The 14449-nt window shown below is 64.2% G+C and carries 15 protein-coding genes and 1 tRNA gene; 6 read left to right on the plus strand and 10 right to left on the minus strand.

Annotation, left to right across the window (positions count from 1 at the left end; all coding sequences use genetic code 11):
* Positions 1-29: 29 nt before the first annotated feature.
* From AC1DZ8_RS08895 to AC1DZ8_RS08905, 3 genes are read right to left on the minus strand one after another with little or no spacing between them, the layout of a single operon-like run.
* The gene (locus AC1DZ8_RS08895) at positions 30-611 is read right to left on the minus strand and encodes a cob(I)yrinic acid a,c-diamide adenosyltransferase (RefSeq protein ID WP_477305625.1); all 582 of its coding nucleotides are present in this window, start codon (positions 609-611) and stop codon (positions 30-32) included.
* Positions 612-630: 19 nt separating this feature from the next.
* Positions 631-822 carry a twin transmembrane helix small protein gene (locus AC1DZ8_RS08900; protein WP_477305623.1) on the minus strand — a complete coding sequence of 64 codons (192 nt, stop codon included), beginning with the start codon at positions 820-822 and terminating at the stop codon, positions 631-633.
* Between the two features lie 23 nt (positions 823-845).
* Complete coding sequence (locus AC1DZ8_RS08905) at positions 846-1712, minus strand: SDR family oxidoreductase (protein ID WP_477305621.1); 867 nt, start codon at positions 1710-1712, stop codon at positions 846-848.
* 60 nt (positions 1713-1772) lie between these two features.
* Between AC1DZ8_RS08905 and AC1DZ8_RS08910 the strand changes: the two genes are divergently transcribed.
* Entirely contained in the window at positions 1773-2624 is an 852-nt protein-coding gene (locus AC1DZ8_RS08910; protein ID WP_477305619.1) for a YihY/virulence factor BrkB family protein, read from the plus strand.
* Here AC1DZ8_RS08910 and AC1DZ8_RS08915 read toward each other — a convergent pair.
* A complete protein-coding gene (locus AC1DZ8_RS08915; RefSeq protein ID WP_477400718.1) occupies positions 2621-3496 on the minus strand; it encodes a DMT family transporter in 876 nt (291 codons plus the stop codon). The two genes, AC1DZ8_RS08910 and AC1DZ8_RS08915, sit on opposite strands and share 4 nt — an antisense overlap.
* Before the next feature lie 135 nt (positions 3497-3631).
* On the opposite strand from AC1DZ8_RS08915, the gene AC1DZ8_RS08920 reads away from it, so the two are divergent.
* Positions 3632-4009: a hypothetical protein gene (locus tag AC1DZ8_RS08920; protein ID WP_477305615.1), complete on the plus strand. Its 378-nt coding sequence runs from the start codon at positions 3632-3634 to the stop codon at positions 4007-4009.
* On the opposite strand, the gene gluQRS is transcribed toward AC1DZ8_RS08920, so the two are convergent.
* Positions 4010-4885 (minus strand): tRNA glutamyl-Q(34) synthetase GluQRS, encoded by an 876-nt coding sequence (gene gluQRS / locus AC1DZ8_RS08925; RefSeq protein WP_477305613.1) that lies wholly within the window; start codon positions 4883-4885, stop codon positions 4010-4012.
* A 75-nt stretch (positions 4886-4960) separates the two neighbouring features.
* Here gluQRS and AC1DZ8_RS08930 point away from each other — a divergent pair, with 75 nt between their 5' ends.
* Positions 4961-5602, plus strand: a complete 642-nt coding sequence (locus AC1DZ8_RS08930) for a DNA-3-methyladenine glycosylase family protein (RefSeq protein ID WP_477305611.1) — start codon at positions 4961-4963, stop codon at positions 5600-5602.
* Positions 5603-5730: 128 nt separating this feature from the next.
* On the plus strand, positions 5731-6288 hold the full coding sequence (locus AC1DZ8_RS08935) for an HNH endonuclease (RefSeq protein WP_008874122.1): 558 nt from the start codon (positions 5731-5733) through the stop codon (positions 6286-6288).
* Positions 6289-6440: 152 nt separating this feature from the next.
* On the opposite strand, the gene AC1DZ8_RS08940 is transcribed toward AC1DZ8_RS08935, so the two are convergent.
* The gene (locus AC1DZ8_RS08940) at positions 6441-6959 is read right to left on the minus strand and encodes a disulfide bond formation protein B (protein WP_477305609.1); all 519 of its coding nucleotides are present in this window, start codon (positions 6957-6959) and stop codon (positions 6441-6443) included.
* A gap of 62 nt (positions 6960-7021) precedes the next feature.
* Entirely contained in the window at positions 7022-7606 is a 585-nt protein-coding gene (locus AC1DZ8_RS08945) for a YqaA family protein (RefSeq protein WP_477305607.1), read from the minus strand.
* Positions 7607-7811: 205 nt separating this feature from the next.
* Here AC1DZ8_RS08945 and AC1DZ8_RS08950 point away from each other — a divergent pair.
* Positions 7812-7896, plus strand: a tRNA-Leu gene (locus tag AC1DZ8_RS08950).
* Between the two features lie 406 nt (positions 7897-8302).
* Positions 8303-10126: an adenylate/guanylate cyclase domain-containing protein gene (locus tag AC1DZ8_RS08955; protein ID WP_477305605.1), complete on the plus strand. Its 1824-nt coding sequence runs from the start codon at positions 8303-8305 to the stop codon at positions 10124-10126.
* Between the two features lie 157 nt (positions 10127-10283).
* Here the strand turns inward: AC1DZ8_RS08955 and AC1DZ8_RS08960 are convergent, their stop codons facing one another.
* The 3 genes from AC1DZ8_RS08960 to AC1DZ8_RS08970 form a co-directional block, all read right to left on the minus strand.
* Positions 10284-11441: a YncE family protein gene (locus AC1DZ8_RS08960; protein ID WP_477305603.1), complete on the minus strand. Its 1158-nt coding sequence runs from the start codon at positions 11439-11441 to the stop codon at positions 10284-10286.
* Between the two features lie 108 nt (positions 11442-11549).
* A complete protein-coding gene (locus AC1DZ8_RS08965) occupies positions 11550-12830 on the minus strand; it encodes a GNAT family N-acetyltransferase (protein WP_477305601.1) in 1281 nt (426 codons plus the stop codon).
* Entirely contained in the window at positions 12830-14233 is a 1404-nt protein-coding gene (locus AC1DZ8_RS08970; RefSeq protein WP_477305599.1) for a lipopolysaccharide biosynthesis protein, read from the minus strand. The genes AC1DZ8_RS08965 and AC1DZ8_RS08970 overlap by 1 nt, the downstream gene beginning before the upstream one ends.
* Positions 14234-14449 lie beyond the last annotated feature (216 nt).

A 14449-nucleotide genomic window follows, 5' to 3' on the forward strand; every position in this document is an offset into this window, starting at 1 on the left:
CCCGGTCCCTCGTCCGCTTTCGAGCAAATTCAGCGGTTCTTGCCGGGCACCCATAACACGTCGGCATTTCCGTTGTCATTGACCGCACGGGCGGCGACGAACAGAAAGTCGGAGACGCGGTTGATGTATTTCAGGCCCTCGCGGTTGACGTGCTCGGCCGGGTCCTGGGCCAGCGCCACCATGATGCGCTCGGCTCGCCGCGCCACGGTGCGGGCAAGATGAAGGGCGGCTGCCGCAGGCGAGCCGCCGTTGAGCACGAAGGATTTCAGCGGCTTAAGCTCCTTGTTGAGAAGGTCGATGTCCTTTTCGACGCGGTCGGTCTGCGAGGCGATGATGCGCAGCGGCTCATAGCCGAGCGGCTTGCCGTCGTCGGGAACGGCGAGATCGGCGCCGAGATCGAACAGGTCGTTCTGGATGCGGGACAGCATGGCGTCGATCGCGGGATGGCTTGCCGCGGTGTGCAGGCGGGCGATGCCGATGCAGGCGTTGGCTTCGTCGACCGTGCCATAAGCATCGACGCGCAGGTCGGATTTCAGCCGGCGTTCGCCGGTGCCGAGGCCGGTGGTGCCGTCGTCGCCGGTGCGGGTGTAGATCTTGTTGAGCTTGACCACGTCGCCTCCCGAACGGCCGTCACTTGCGGGTGAAATACACCACCAGCAGGATCAGCGCCAAGGCCACGGCCTGCAATAGCACACGGGCCTGCATCAGCTTGTTGGAGGTGACGCCGTCGCCGCCGCGCATCATGTTGATGAGGCCGCGAACCAGCACGATCAAGACCGCGGCCATGGCTACAACGGCGAGGATTTTGAGGACGGTGACCATCTGGCGGCTCCAGTTCGTTTCGCTCAGGCGCGCCTGGCAAGCACGCGATAGAGCATCGATGCCGGCAGGATGCGCTTGAGCATGACGCCGATCTTAGCCGGCACTGTTACCACATAGTGCGGGCGTGGGCGCCGCGACAGAAGTGCATGGCGCAAGGCGGCATAGACCACCTCCGGCCCCTTTTTCAGCCGCGAAGAGCTGCCGCCGGCCCGAAGCCGCGCCAGTTGCGCCGCATAGGCGACATGGTGGACGGAGTTCTCGTGGTCGATGTTCTTCAGGAACCAGAACAGCCCGTTGCTGGCGATCTTCGACGTCACCGGCCCCGGCTCGATCAGCGAGACGTGGACGCCGCTGCCGCTAAGTTCCTGCTGCATGCACAGCATCAGCCCTTCGAGCGCGTGCTTGGAGGCCGAATAGGCGCCGCGAAAGCGCACCGGCGCCAGCCCAAGGATCGAGGAACAATGAACGAGGCGGCCGTGTCCCTGGCGGCGCATTACTGGCACGATGCGTTGGGTCAGGTCGTGCCAGCCGAAGAAATTGGCCTCAAACTGCTCCCGCAATGCCGCAACCGGCAGGTCTTCGACGGCGCCGGGCTGTGCATGGGCACCATTGTTGAACAGGGCGTCGAGGCGTCCGCCCGTACGTTCCAGCACCGATGCCAAAAGGGCTGCGATGGAGTCCGGCTCGCGGTAGTCGAGATAAAAGGCCTCGATGCCGTCGGCCTCGAGTGCAGCGATGTCTTCGCGCTTGCGCGCCGTCGCGAACACCCGCCAGCCATCCGCCTTCAGCGCGCGGGCGCAATAAGCGCCGATTCCGGACGAGGCGCCGGTGACGATGATGGTCCGCAACTCTTTCGCCGGCGGCATCGTGGTTTGAGCAAGGGTTGCCATTTGCCACAATCCCTTCCCATATTCGCGGCGTCGAGACAATCGAAGGGAACGCGGCTCTTGATGCGGAATATCGTCGTGCTGCGCCGCGTGCTCTATGACGCGCTTGGCCATTTCAACACCGACGACGGCTGGGCGATGGCCAGCCATCTGGCGATCACCTCGCTGATGGCGCTGTTTCCGTTCCTGATCTTTGCCACCACGCTGGCGAGTTTCCTCGGCGCGCAGGCGTTCGCCGATACCGCCGTGCACCTGGTCTTCGACACCTGGCCCGAGCAGATCGCCAAGCCGATCGCACGCGAAGTGCTCAACGTGCTGACCGTGCGGCGCACCGATCTTTTGACCTATGGCGTGCTGCTTGCCGCCTATTTCGCCTCCAACGGCATCGAGGCGCTGCGCACCTCGCTCAACCGCGCCTACCGCGTCGCGGAGACGCGCGGCATCATCTACCGCCGGGTGCAGAGCATCATTTTCGTGCTGATCGCCACGGCGGGTTTCCTGGCGATCAGCGTCCTTCTGGTGTTCGCGCCGCTGCTCGCGCGGCTCGCGGAAGCCCATATCGAAGGGATCAAACCCTATATGGGCACGATCACGCTGTGGCGGTTCGTCATCGCTTCGACCGTCATTGTCGGCGGGCTGTTTGCCGTGCATTTCTGGCTGCCGGCGGGCAAGCGCCGCCTGGTCTCGATCGTGCCGGGCATCCTGTTCACGCTTGCCGCTTGGCTTATCGGTTCAACCGTCTTTGCCACCTATCTCGATCACTTCTCGTCCTATGTGACGACCTATGCGGGGCTCGCCTCGATCATGATCGCGGTGGTTTTCCTCTACATGCTGTCGGCGATCTTTATTCTCGGCGGCGAGCTGAATGCCGCGATCAGCCGCTATCTCGAAGCGCGCGCCCGGGTCGGGAGTTAAGCTTTGGCTGGCCGAGCCGTGGCCAACCCAACGCCCAATGTCGCGATCGCCATGCCGACAATCTGCACAAGGCTGAGCTGCTCACCGAACAGCGCCCAGGCGATCACAGCGGTGACGGCCGGCACCAGGTAGAACAGCGAAGCGACCTTCGACATCTCGCCGTCGCGGATCATCACCATCAACAGGAAGATGGCGCCGATCGACAGCACCAGCACCAGCCAGGCCATGGCAAAGATCAGCTCGCCATTGATGACGACCGTACGGGTCTCGAGGGCTAGCGAGGCCAGGATCATCAGCGCGCCGCCGCCGATATACTGCCACATCGTCGCCGCCACCAGGTCGCCGCCCGAGGCATAGCGCTTCTGCCAGATGGTGCCGGCGCTCATGCCCAGCACTGAGACCAGCGAAGCGGTCAGCGTTTCCGGCGTAACGCCGCCGCCGAGCGCGCCGAGCTTAGGCCACAGCACGATCACGACGCCTATCAGGCCGACGGCCAGACCGGCCCAGTGCCGCGGCAGGATGGCCTCGCCGAGAAACTTGCCGGCAAGCACGGCGGTGATCAGCGGCTGCAGGCCGACAATCAGCGCCGAAAGCCCGGCCGGCATGCCTCTGTGGATCGCCCAGAACACCGCGCCGAGATAGACGCCATGCATGAGGATGCCGGCGACGGTGGCGTGAAGCGCTTCGGCCCTTGTGGCTCGCTTCGAGCCAAACACGAGCATCAGGCCGGCGAGCAGCAAGGCGGCGATGACAAAGCGCACCGCCAGGAAAGTGAAGGGTTCCGCCCAAGGCATGGCATAGCGTGCGCCGATGAAGCCGGTCGCCCACAGGACGACGAAGGAGGCGGGGATGAACCGCTTGAGACTGTGCATTTTGGGGGAAGCCGTTTCGTGTCCGGGGAGGAGGCCCGATTGGGTGAAGAGTCAACTACGGCAATTGCTCTAATGCGGTTCAATCCGGCAAGCAAAGCTAAACAATTGATCCATAAGCTTATTGGAATGTAATGGGTGGCCGAATTCAAAGGGCGGCGTCGGGGCAATCGACTTCTGTCGACCGATCCGGCGACACGGCGTTTCGGCTTCGACAGGGAAGCGCGCATGCTGTTGCATCTCGACACAAGCTGGCTGTTGATGACGGTCGCAAGCGTGGCCGTGTTCGGTTTCTTCTTCGGCTCAGCGCTCGACGCCATCATGCAGGAGGACGGTTTTGGGTCGACCGGCAACACGCTGCTGTTCACACTTGGTTTTTTCGTCGCGATCATGGTCGCGAACGAGCATGGCATCGTCCTTAGAGATCTGAAGCTCGCGGTTGCCTGGGGACTGGGCGGCGCCTTCGCGTTTATCGGCGCGTTGGCGCTGCTCAAGGCGGGGCTGGCACGGTTATAGCTAGAGACCGACGAGCCGCCTGACATCGTCCGGCGAAGCGCCGGCCTGCCTGAGCGCGGCGATGCCGGTATCGCCAAAACTCTTCGACAATTTACGCCCATCTGGTCCAAGTACCAGTCGGTGGTGGAAATAGTCCGGCTCGCCGAGACCGAGCAGTTCCTGCAGCAGGCGCTGGATGCCGGTCGCCGAATACAGATCCTGGCCGCGTACGACATGGCTGACGCCTTGCAGCGCGTCGTCGACGACGACGGCCAGGTGATAGCTGATCGGGATGTCGCGGCGGGCCAGGATGACGTCGCCCCAGTCCTGCGGACGCGCCTCGACACTCTGCGTCGCCGACAACGTCTCGTCGGTGAACTCGCGCCAGGACAAATCCGTGCCGAGGCGTGCCCGTGCCGCTTCGACGTCGAGGCGCCAGGCGAAGGGCGCATTGTCGGCGATCCGCCGGTGGCGTTCGCTGATCGGCAGCGCCTTGTCGGCGGCGGGATAGAGCGGCACGCCGTCCGGGTCGCGCGGCCAGTCGCGGCCGCGCTTTTCACTGTCGGCGATGAAGGCCCTGATCTCGCCACGGCTCATGAAGGCGGGGTAGACGAGCTCTTCGCGGATCAGCCGGTCGAGCACGGCCTGATAGTCGGCGAAATGCTTGGCCTGACGCCGCACCGGTCGTTCCCATTCGAGACCCAGCCATTCGAGGTCGCGAAAAATGCCGGCCTCGAACTCCGGCGTGCAGCGCGTCGTGTCGATGTCCTCGATGCGCAGCAGCAGGCGGCCGCCGGCGGCGCGCGCCAGCCGCTGGTTGAGCAGCGCCGAATAGGCATGGCCGAGATGCAGTTCGCCATTCGGGCTCGGCGCGAAGCGAAATGTCAGGAGCGTCATGTCTCAGGTGGCAATCGGGTTGTGCAGCGGTTTTGCCAATTGCTACTTTGCTGCTCATCGGCGGACAAGGATACTATGCAACGCATCGCGACACTGGACGACATTGCGCGGGGGCTGGATGCGCTTTGCACAATCGATCCGCGGCTGGAAAAGGTGCGTGGCATGGCCGGCGAAGTGCCGCTGCGGCTGTCGGAGCCAGGCTTCAAAAGCCTTGCCTCGATCATCGTCTCGCAGCAGGTCTCCCGCGCCAGCGCCGATGCCATTTTCGGCCGGCTGGTCAAACTGGTCGATCCGTTGACGCCGCAAGCGATCCTTGCCGCCAGCGAGGACATGTTTCGCGAGGCCGGGCTGTCGCGGCCAAAGCAGCGCGGCCTGATCGCGGTTGCCCAGGCCGTGGTCGACGGGCTTGACCTGCATCACCTTTGCTCGCTCGACGCCGAAGAGGCGATCGCTTCGATGACAGCGGTGCCGGGCATCGGTCCGTGGACGGCGGAAGTCTATCTTCTCTTTGCCGCCGGTCACCCCGATATTTTCCCCGCGCGCGACGTCGCGCTGCAGAGCGCGGTCGGCCATGCGCTGGGCATCGAACCGCGTCCGCCGGAGAAAACACTCATCGCTCTGGCCGAATCATGGAGCCCGTGGCGAGGTGTCGCATCGCGGCTTTTCTGGTCCTATTATCGCGAAACCAGGGGCAGGGACGCCGCGCCACCGGCCTGAAACCGCAAAAAAGCATGAAAATTCTGCATTTTTGCCGCTTTTGACGAGCGACAATCCGCTTCACATCCCTGTCATGTCGGGCTTACAGTATCCGCGCCGATCGGTTCTAGAACGAGGAGGTCAACAAGGTGACGGTTGCCGTATCTCCGGATGGGCTTCCTGCGCTGGTGCTGAATGCGGATTACCGTCCGCTCAGCTATTACCCCTTGTCGCTCTGGTCCTGGCAGGACGCCATCAAGGCGGTGTTCCTCGACCGGGTCAACATCGTCGCCGAATACGAGCACGCGGTGTCTTCGCCGACCTTCTCGATGAAGCTGCCCAGCGTCGTCAGCCTGAAGGCCTATGTGAAGCCGTCGAGGCATCCGGCGTTCACCCGCTTCAACGTCTTCCTGCGGGACCGCTTCCAGTGCCAGTATTGCGGCACGCCCGAGGATCTGACCTTCGACCACGTTATCCCGCGCCATCGCGGCGGGGCGACGACATGGGAAAATGTCGTTGCCGCCTGTTCGCCCTGCAATCTCAGGAAGGGCGGCATGATGCCGGCGCACGCCAAGATGTGGCCGCTGCAGAAGCCCTACCAACCGACGGTGCACGATCTGCACAACAACGGTCGCCTGTTCCCGCCCAACCATCTGCATGAAAGCTGGATGGATTATCTTTACTGGGATGTCGAACTGGAGCCATAGAGTTCGGCAGAAATCCGCCATGCTGGCCGCCTGACGCAGCTTTCTGCGCTTCCGGTGCTCACGTACTCAAGTACGCTCCGCTCCGGTTCTCGAACGCCGCGCCATCCGACTCAGCCTGACAAATTTCTGGACGAACTCTGCGTCGCGCTTGATCAGTCTCTCGCCAAGGCGCCGCGGAAGGCGACGGCGGCGAGGATGAAGCTGGCGATGGCGTTCCAGCCGGCCAGCGACAGGCCGAGGATGCGAAGGGCTGCCTTGTCGCAGGACGGCGGCACGAATTTGTCGAGCGCGTCGAGCACGCCCTTGCCGCCGGTGTCGACCGGGCCGGCGCCGGCGGTGCAGTCGGCCGGACCTTGCCACCAGGCCCATTCGACGCCCGAGTGATAGACGCCGAGATAAAGCCCGTAGAGCATCAGCAGGCCGCCAATGGCGAGCAGGCCGCGCGTCAGCCAGGCGGGCGCGCTGAGCATCGAGGCAATCACGGCCAGCAGCATCAGCGGCGCGCCGATATAGTAGGGCGTGCGCTGCTCTAGGCAGAGATGGCAGGGGATGTAACCGCCAACGTGCTGGAAGGCGAGCGCGGAGCCGACCGTGGCGGCCATGGCGACGGCGAGAAACAAGGCGGTGCGCGTCCGCTGGCGTCCGGTGTCGGCTGTCATCGTAGCTGTCATGTTTCGTCCGTTGAATTCGCCGTCCGCCGGCATAGTCCTGAACCACCGCCCGCCTTGGGCGGTCAGAACGCGTATTTGACCACGATATAGAGCAAAATCAGGGCGGCGGCGCCGGCGCCGACGATCAATCCCAAACGCTTCTCGATGAATTCCTTGATCTCCTCGCCATAGCGGCGCAGCAGCCAGGCAAGAAGCAGGAAGCGAGCGCCGCGCGCCAGGATGGCCGAGACGATGAAGACAAAAAGATTGACGTGAAGGGCGCCGGCCAGAATGGTGACCACCTTCATCGGCGGCAGGTGGGCAGCACCGGATGTGACGAGCAGCACCAGCATCAGCCCGGTGCCGGACGACTGCCACCTCTCGAACGTGTCGAGGCCGCCGAAGTGCTCCAGCATCGGCCGCGCTATCGTGTCGTAGGCATAGTATCCGATCAGCCAGCCGGCAATGCCGCCCAGCACCGACGCAACGGTGGCGGTCAGCGCGTAGCGATAGGCGCGTTCAGGCCGCGCCAATGCCATGGGCAGGTACAGGACGTCGGCAGGTATGAAAAACACCGAGCTTTCGACGAAGGCGATGAAGGCCAGCCACCATTCGGCGGATTTGCGGGCCGCAAGCGACAAGGTCCAGTCGTAAAGTCCGCGAAGCATCGGCTCTCCTAATGCATGTCGCCCAGACGCAACGCGCTTTGATACGGGCCTGTCTAGAAAGATTTTCCGCGCCGCACAATGGCAGGAGCTTCAGGAAACCGAAAGGCGGGCTTTTGCCGCAAGCAGGGCGGGGCGGCGCATTTGGCCAGTTGACGAACAGGCCTCCAACCGTATAGTCCGCGCCCATCCAGGCCCTGCGGCCTGAGCCCCTATGGCGGAATTGGTAGACGCGCTCGACTCAAAATCGAGTTCCGCAAGGAGTGCTGGTTCGATTCCGGCTAGGGGCACCAATTCTCTCCTGGAATTTCCAGTATTGGCACCCACTATGAGGGGTCGCGTCGAGCCTGTGCCTTGGCCGACAGGGCGAAGGCATCCGTCATCAGATTGACCAGTCCGGCTTAGCCCACTTGCCGACCTCATCACCCTCCAAGCGCAAGCGTCTGGGGTGATGCCCGATACAAAAGCACCGCCACGGTGACGTCAGCCGGTTACAAAAACAGGAAATATCTCCAGCCTTCTGGGAGTGGCGTGTCAGCGTCCCCAGAGGCTGCGTGAGCGTGTCGTCGGCTGGCTGTTAGCCTCGACTGGAACGCTCCCGCCTGGCAAGCGCATAGCGAAATCTCGTGAAGGCAACGTCAAGCTGCGTTTCTCCGTTCTGTGTCGGCAACGGGCGGAGACAGGGAGAGATGGGATACCATGCACGTGAGGCGTCTGGAGGTTGGCGGGACATCGACGCGGGGCGGTTCCCGTGCAGGCGCTCGGCTGAGCGGTACAATAGCCACGCAGCGCCACCTCGCAGCGATTCTGGCTTGCGACGTGGTCGGCTATTCGCGCCTGACGGAGCGCGACGAGCGCGGCACGCTCGAGCGATTGAAAATCTACCGCAAGGACCTCCTCGAACCACTGGTCTCCGGGCACCATGGTCGGATCGTCAAGCTCACCGGCGATGGCATGCTGTGCGAGTTCGCGAGCGTCGTTAACGCGGTGACCTCGGCGATGGCGATCCAGCAGGCTCTGGCAGAACATGAGGCGGAGACGCCCAACGACGAGCGGATTCGCTTCCGCATCGGCGTCAATCTCGGCGACGTGGTCTGCGAGGAGGACGGCGACCTTTACGGCGACGGGGTCAACATCGCCGCCCGACTCGAAAGCATCGCCGATCCGGGCACCGTGATCGTCTCGGGCACGGCCTACGACCACCTTCAGGGCAAGCTCGACTTCGGCTTCACGCCGCTCGGCGAACTGCGCCTCAAGAACATCGAGCGGCCTGTGCGCGCCTATCGCGTCGAGACCGACGCCAGCGCCTCGGTGGCGGCGCCGCCTGCCCTGCCCGAGAAGCCCTCGATCGCGGTCCTGCCTTTCACCAACATGAGCGGAGACCCCGACCAGGAATACTTTGCCGATGGGCTGGTAGAGGACATCATCACGGGATTGAGCCGGGTGAACTCCTTCTTCGTGATCGCCCGCAACTCGTCCTTCACCTACAAGGGCCGGGCGGTGGACCTGCGCCAGGTCGGGCGAGAGCTGGGCGTCCGCTACGTGCTCGAAGGCAGCATCCGCAGAGCAGGATCACGGGTGCGCATCAGTGGGCAGCTGGTGGATGCGATCAGCGGACACCATGTCTGGGCCGACCGCTTCGAGGGCGACGTGAGCGACATCTTCGACCTGCAGGACAAGGTGACCGAGAGCGTCGTCGGCGCTGTCGAGCCGAGCATCCGGCTGGAGCAGATCAAGCAGGCGCGCATGAAGCCGACCGACTACATCAGCGCCTATGACCTCTATCTTCGCGCGCTGCCGCGCTTCTACAGCATGACGCGCGAAGGCTTTGCCGACGTGCGCCGGCTCACCAACGAGGCGCTCAGCATCGACCCTGGCTTCAATCTGGCAAAGGGGCTCGGCGCCTATATCCGCAGCGTATCCGTGAGCCAGTGCTGGCATGAGCCCGACGATGGCCGGGTCGCCGTGCGCATGGCGCGCGAGGTACTGGCCGAAGCGCGCGACGACCCTACGAGCCTACGCTTCGCCGCGCAGGTGCTCGCCTACAGCGCGAAGGACTACGAGATGGCGCTGGGCACGATAGAACGATCCCTGCTGCTCAACCCCAATTCGGCGCAGGGCCATACGAGCAGCGGCTGGGTGAACGCACATTCCAGCCGCCCGCTCGTCGCGATCGAGCACTTTCACAGGGCAATGCGGCTGAGCCCGGTCGACCCGGAGAAGGGCATCGCGCTCTCCGGCATCGGCATGAGCTACCTGATGCTCGAGCGCTATGAGGAAGCGCTGGCATGGGGAGCACGCGCGCTGCAGGAGATGCCGAACTACGGCACCTCCCACCGGGTGGTGATCATGGCGCTGGTCAAACTCAACCGGCCGGACGAGGCGCAGGCGGCGGCGCGGCGTCTGATGGAGGCGTTCCCGACCTACACGCTCAGGCTGCAGAGACAGATCAACCCGTGGCGGGACAAGGTGTTCGCCGAGCGTTACGTCGAGGCGCTGGGCATCTCCGGCGTGCCGGAGTGATCGTCGCGGTTGGACGATGCCCTCTGCTGCGCGTCGCGGCCGGCCAGGCGACGTCCCGAAGCGGGACGATGACATTCATCCATAGCCGGTCCAGCATCAGGGCCACGATAAAGCCCATGGCAGCAGCCGCCGATAGAAAAGGCAGAGCAGACGCACCCTACCGCATATTCCCCGTATGGCCCTGCGAATACCGTCCCGGCTGCGGCCAGACCGTCAGGCCGTGCGGTTCGGCGCCGACGCGGAATTTGGTCACGGCGCCGGATGTCGTGTCGATCATGTAGGCGGCACTGTCGAAGCGGCCGGACAGCCATAGTTGTTTGCCGTCGGCGCTGACATTGCCCATGTCGGGGCTGCCGCCGCCGGGGATCGGCCATTGCGTGACGACCGCGCGGGTGGCGAAGTCGATCACCGTTACGCTGCCCGGTCCCTTCGCCTTGCCCTGCTCCATTTTGTGCGAGCCGCGGTTCGAGACGTAAAGCCGCTTGCCGTCGCGGCTGACGACGAAGCCATGGGCGCCGATGCCGGTGGGGATGAAGCCGATCTCCTTGAAACTGTCGCCGTCGACCAGGAAGACACCGTCATTCATCATGTCGGCGACGTAGAACACCTTGCCGTCGGGGGAGAGGCGGATGTCCTGCGGCATGCCCATTTTCGAGAAGTCGAGATGGCCAAGCACCTTCTGGTTCTTCAGGTCGATCTTGGTCACTCCGCCATTGCCGTATTCGCAGGTGAAGATCGCATAGGAGCCATCGACCGAGAAATCGGCGTGGTTGATGCCGGGGCAGTTGGGCGTGGGCAGGGTCGACTTCAGCGCCATGGTCTGGGGATCGCGGAAATCGAGCTGCTCCAGGGCTTCGTCGACGACGATGGCCGCGCTGCCGTCCGGCATGAAATACAAATTATAGGGATCGTCCACGGCAATCTGCGGGCCGGGCTTGCCGGTCATCGGGTCGACCGGCGTCAGGCTGCCGTTCTTGCCGGTGCCATTGTTGGCGACCCAGAGCGTCTTCAAGTCCCACGAGGGCACGACGTGCTGCGGTTTGCTGCCGACGGAGAACCGGTCGACTTCCTTCAAGGTCAACGTGTCGATCACCGTGACGCTGTTGGAGGAGCGGTTCGGCACATAGACGCGCGGCAGCGCGCCCAGCGTGGCCGGGCTGAGATGGCCGGCGCCGGTGTGGCTGTAGATGTTGACGGCCGGCGCGGGCTCGCTGCAATCCTCGGGACAGCTACCCGCCCAGGCGCGAACGGGCAGCAGTGCAAGCAGCAGGACTGCCGCACAGGGACCGGTGTGACGCAAAAAGGTTCTGATCATCAGGATGGCTTGTCGTGAAGGCCGGCCGAAATTGCCGCCGCGACCCATAGCTTGGGTTTTGCCGCCGATCCAGTGGCTTTTCTCAATGCTTCCCGCGGGGTACACGGCTCAGCGCCGTCCCAGCAAACTCTTCATGCGGTTGCGCAGCAGGCGGGCCATGTTGCGGGTCTCGCGGTAGAGGTGCAGCTGCGAGGCGGCCTGGCGGGCGAGGCGGTCGGCATCCGGCGTCAGCCCGATCACCAGCGAGCCCATCGGCTTGCGCTCGCTCCACAGCCGGCTCATCACCGGATGGTCGGGTACGGCGCAGGAATCGGTCATCATGATGTTGGGGTCGTCGAGATGCTGTTTGGTCACCTCGATCATCAGCAGCGTGCCCGGCGAATAGGTCGCCAGCGTCTCGTCATAGGCGGTCTTCCAGGTGTAGGCGACGCCGGCTTCCACGAAGACCACCAGGCAGGCGATGGTGCGGCCGTCCAGCGTCAGCGAATGGATGCGACACATGTCGTGTTCAGCCAACCGGTGTACGGCCTCGCGGGCGAAAGCGGCGCGGAAGCGGTCGATGGCCATGGCGGTGCGCTCGCGGCCTTTCCAGCCGGACGCTTCCAGCGTCAGAAAACTTTCGATGGCATGGCGGATTTCGTCCGGACCGCGCGCCACGACATGTTCCAGTTTGCCGAGATCGCCCAGGCGCCGCTTCAGGCGGCGGAATTCGCGATGGTGATGCGCGCGCAGCGATGCCTTCAGATAGGCCTCGCCGTCGAGCGTACTTTCGAGCACCGGCCGGTCCGCCTTGCCGGTGGTGACCATTGTCAGGCCGCGCGTCTCGGCAACGGTGGCAAGCACGCTGGCCAACGGGCCGTCGAGCCGCATGTCGGGCAGCACGAAGACTTTCGGCAGCTTCAGGTGCGGCCGTGACAGCATGCCGAAGAAGTCCTCGACGACGCCGATCGGGTCGTCGTGGTCGACCAGCGGCGTGCCGATCGGGCCGAACGGGCTCGACCATGTGCGCATGACGGGAACGCCGAGTGGAATCGCCGGCCGTTCGACCGAGAACGGCACCAGCAGGCGCAGGCGGTTGCGGTATTCGTCGCCGTCGCGGATCACCGCCAGCTTGACCTCGCGATCCTCCAGCCGGGGCATGGCCGGCGCCAGGAAGCGCGGGTTGAAGAAGACGTTCGGTTCGATCGTGCGGGTGCACAGATAGTCGAGTTCTTCGACCAGTTCGAAGCCGGCCGAGGCGGGATAGATCGCCAGCTTGCGCTGCGGCCGGTTGTTGGCGAGGATCTCGAGATGCGCCGGATCCGCGTCGCGCGCCAGGCCGGCAAGGCCCGACACCATGGCGCCGGCGGGACCGCCACTGGTTTCCTCGATCAACGGGATGGCGGCCATCAGGCGGCTCTCTTGGCTGCGGGAACGAAGATCAGCATGACGATACCAAGCTTGCGCCAGACGGTGAAGGACAGAGCACTGGCCTCGAAGACCATGGCAAGGCTGGTGGCGATCGCGGCCCCCCACAGGCCGAAGAGCGGGATCAGCACTATGTTGAGGCCGATGTTGAAGGCCAGCGTCATGGCGTACACGGCGGCGCAGATGTTCTGGTTGCCGCTCATCGTCAAAAGGCTTTCGCACGGGCCGACAGCGGCGCGCGCCACGACACCGAACACCAGCAGGAACAGCAGCGGATAGCCGGCGGTGAATTCGGGGCCGAACAGCACCAGCATCGGCTCGCCGAGCGCCAGCACCAGCAGCGCCATCAGCAGCGACGGCCAGAACGTCCACGACACGGTCTCACGGGCAAAGGCGGCGAGCTTCTCCGGCTCGCCATGGGTGAATTGCGCATAGCGCTGGGCAACGCCGGCCTTGACAGAGAAGTAGACGAAATGCACCAGCGCCAGCGTCTTGACGGTGGCGAAATAGACGGCGACGTCGTTGGGTTGCAGATAGGCGCCGACCATCAGCACATCGGCGTTGGTGAGCAGGAAGAAAAAGCTCTCGACCAGGAAGATCGGCAGCGAGACGATGAACCACTCGGCAAAATGCACCTTCATCGGTCCGGTCGGGATGTTCTTGCCCATGCGCAGGGTGACGCCGATGAGCTGACCGAGCGTGGTGGCGTAGGTGGCGGCGATCGAGGCGAAGATCGCGGTCCGGGCGTCGGGCGCATAGCCCATCGCCAGCATCAGCGCCATCAACGCCAGGATCAGCACCGGCCGCACCAGATAGGTCGGCGACAATGCAAACAGCGCCCAGGAATTGGCCCGCGACTGGCCTTGCAGCAGGTCGCCCATGGCAATCATCGGCAGGCAGAACAGGCCGAGGATGAACGGGATGACATAGTAGCTCTCGATCCAGTCCGCGCACAGCCAGACGCCCAGTGCGCCAAGGCCGGCGATTACGGTCGAGGCGATCAGCACGAACAGGCGGCTGGCGACCACGATGCCGCGCAACTCGTCCAGCATGTTGCGTTCGCGGTATTCGGGGATGAAGCGGATGACGGAGGTGTGGAAGCCGAGGCAGGCAAGATTGCCGACGATGACCATCGTCACCCAGACGAGGACGAAAATGCCGTATTCGAACGAGCCCATCCAGCGCGCCATCAGCACCTGGCTGATGAAGGCGATGACGGCGCTGACGATGCGGATGGCAAAGGCGATGAGCGACATGCGCCCGGCTTCGCCGCGCTCGTCGGCGGTGAACAGCACCGCATCGATGCGCCCAAGCAACGGCCCCATGCGCAGCGCCAAGCGCTGTGGCAAGAACCGCCCGGCCGTCGTCGCCGCGGAAAAGCGCACCCCGATGTCTCTCCGTTTTCCGCCTGTTCCCAAGGTTTCGGTGTAGCCGAAACACCTTAAGAAAGCGTGGGCAGGTGCGGGTACGCCGAGCTGCCAAGGACAGTCGCATGTGCAAGGTACGTCAATCGTATGCCGGTGGCAAAACGAAAGGCGAGCGAACGCCGGGGAAGACTGGGGAGCCGGTCGGCGGTTCGCTCGCCCCTCCCCCCGCCAAGG

The organism is Mesorhizobium sp. P2_F7, assembly GCF_056403695.1.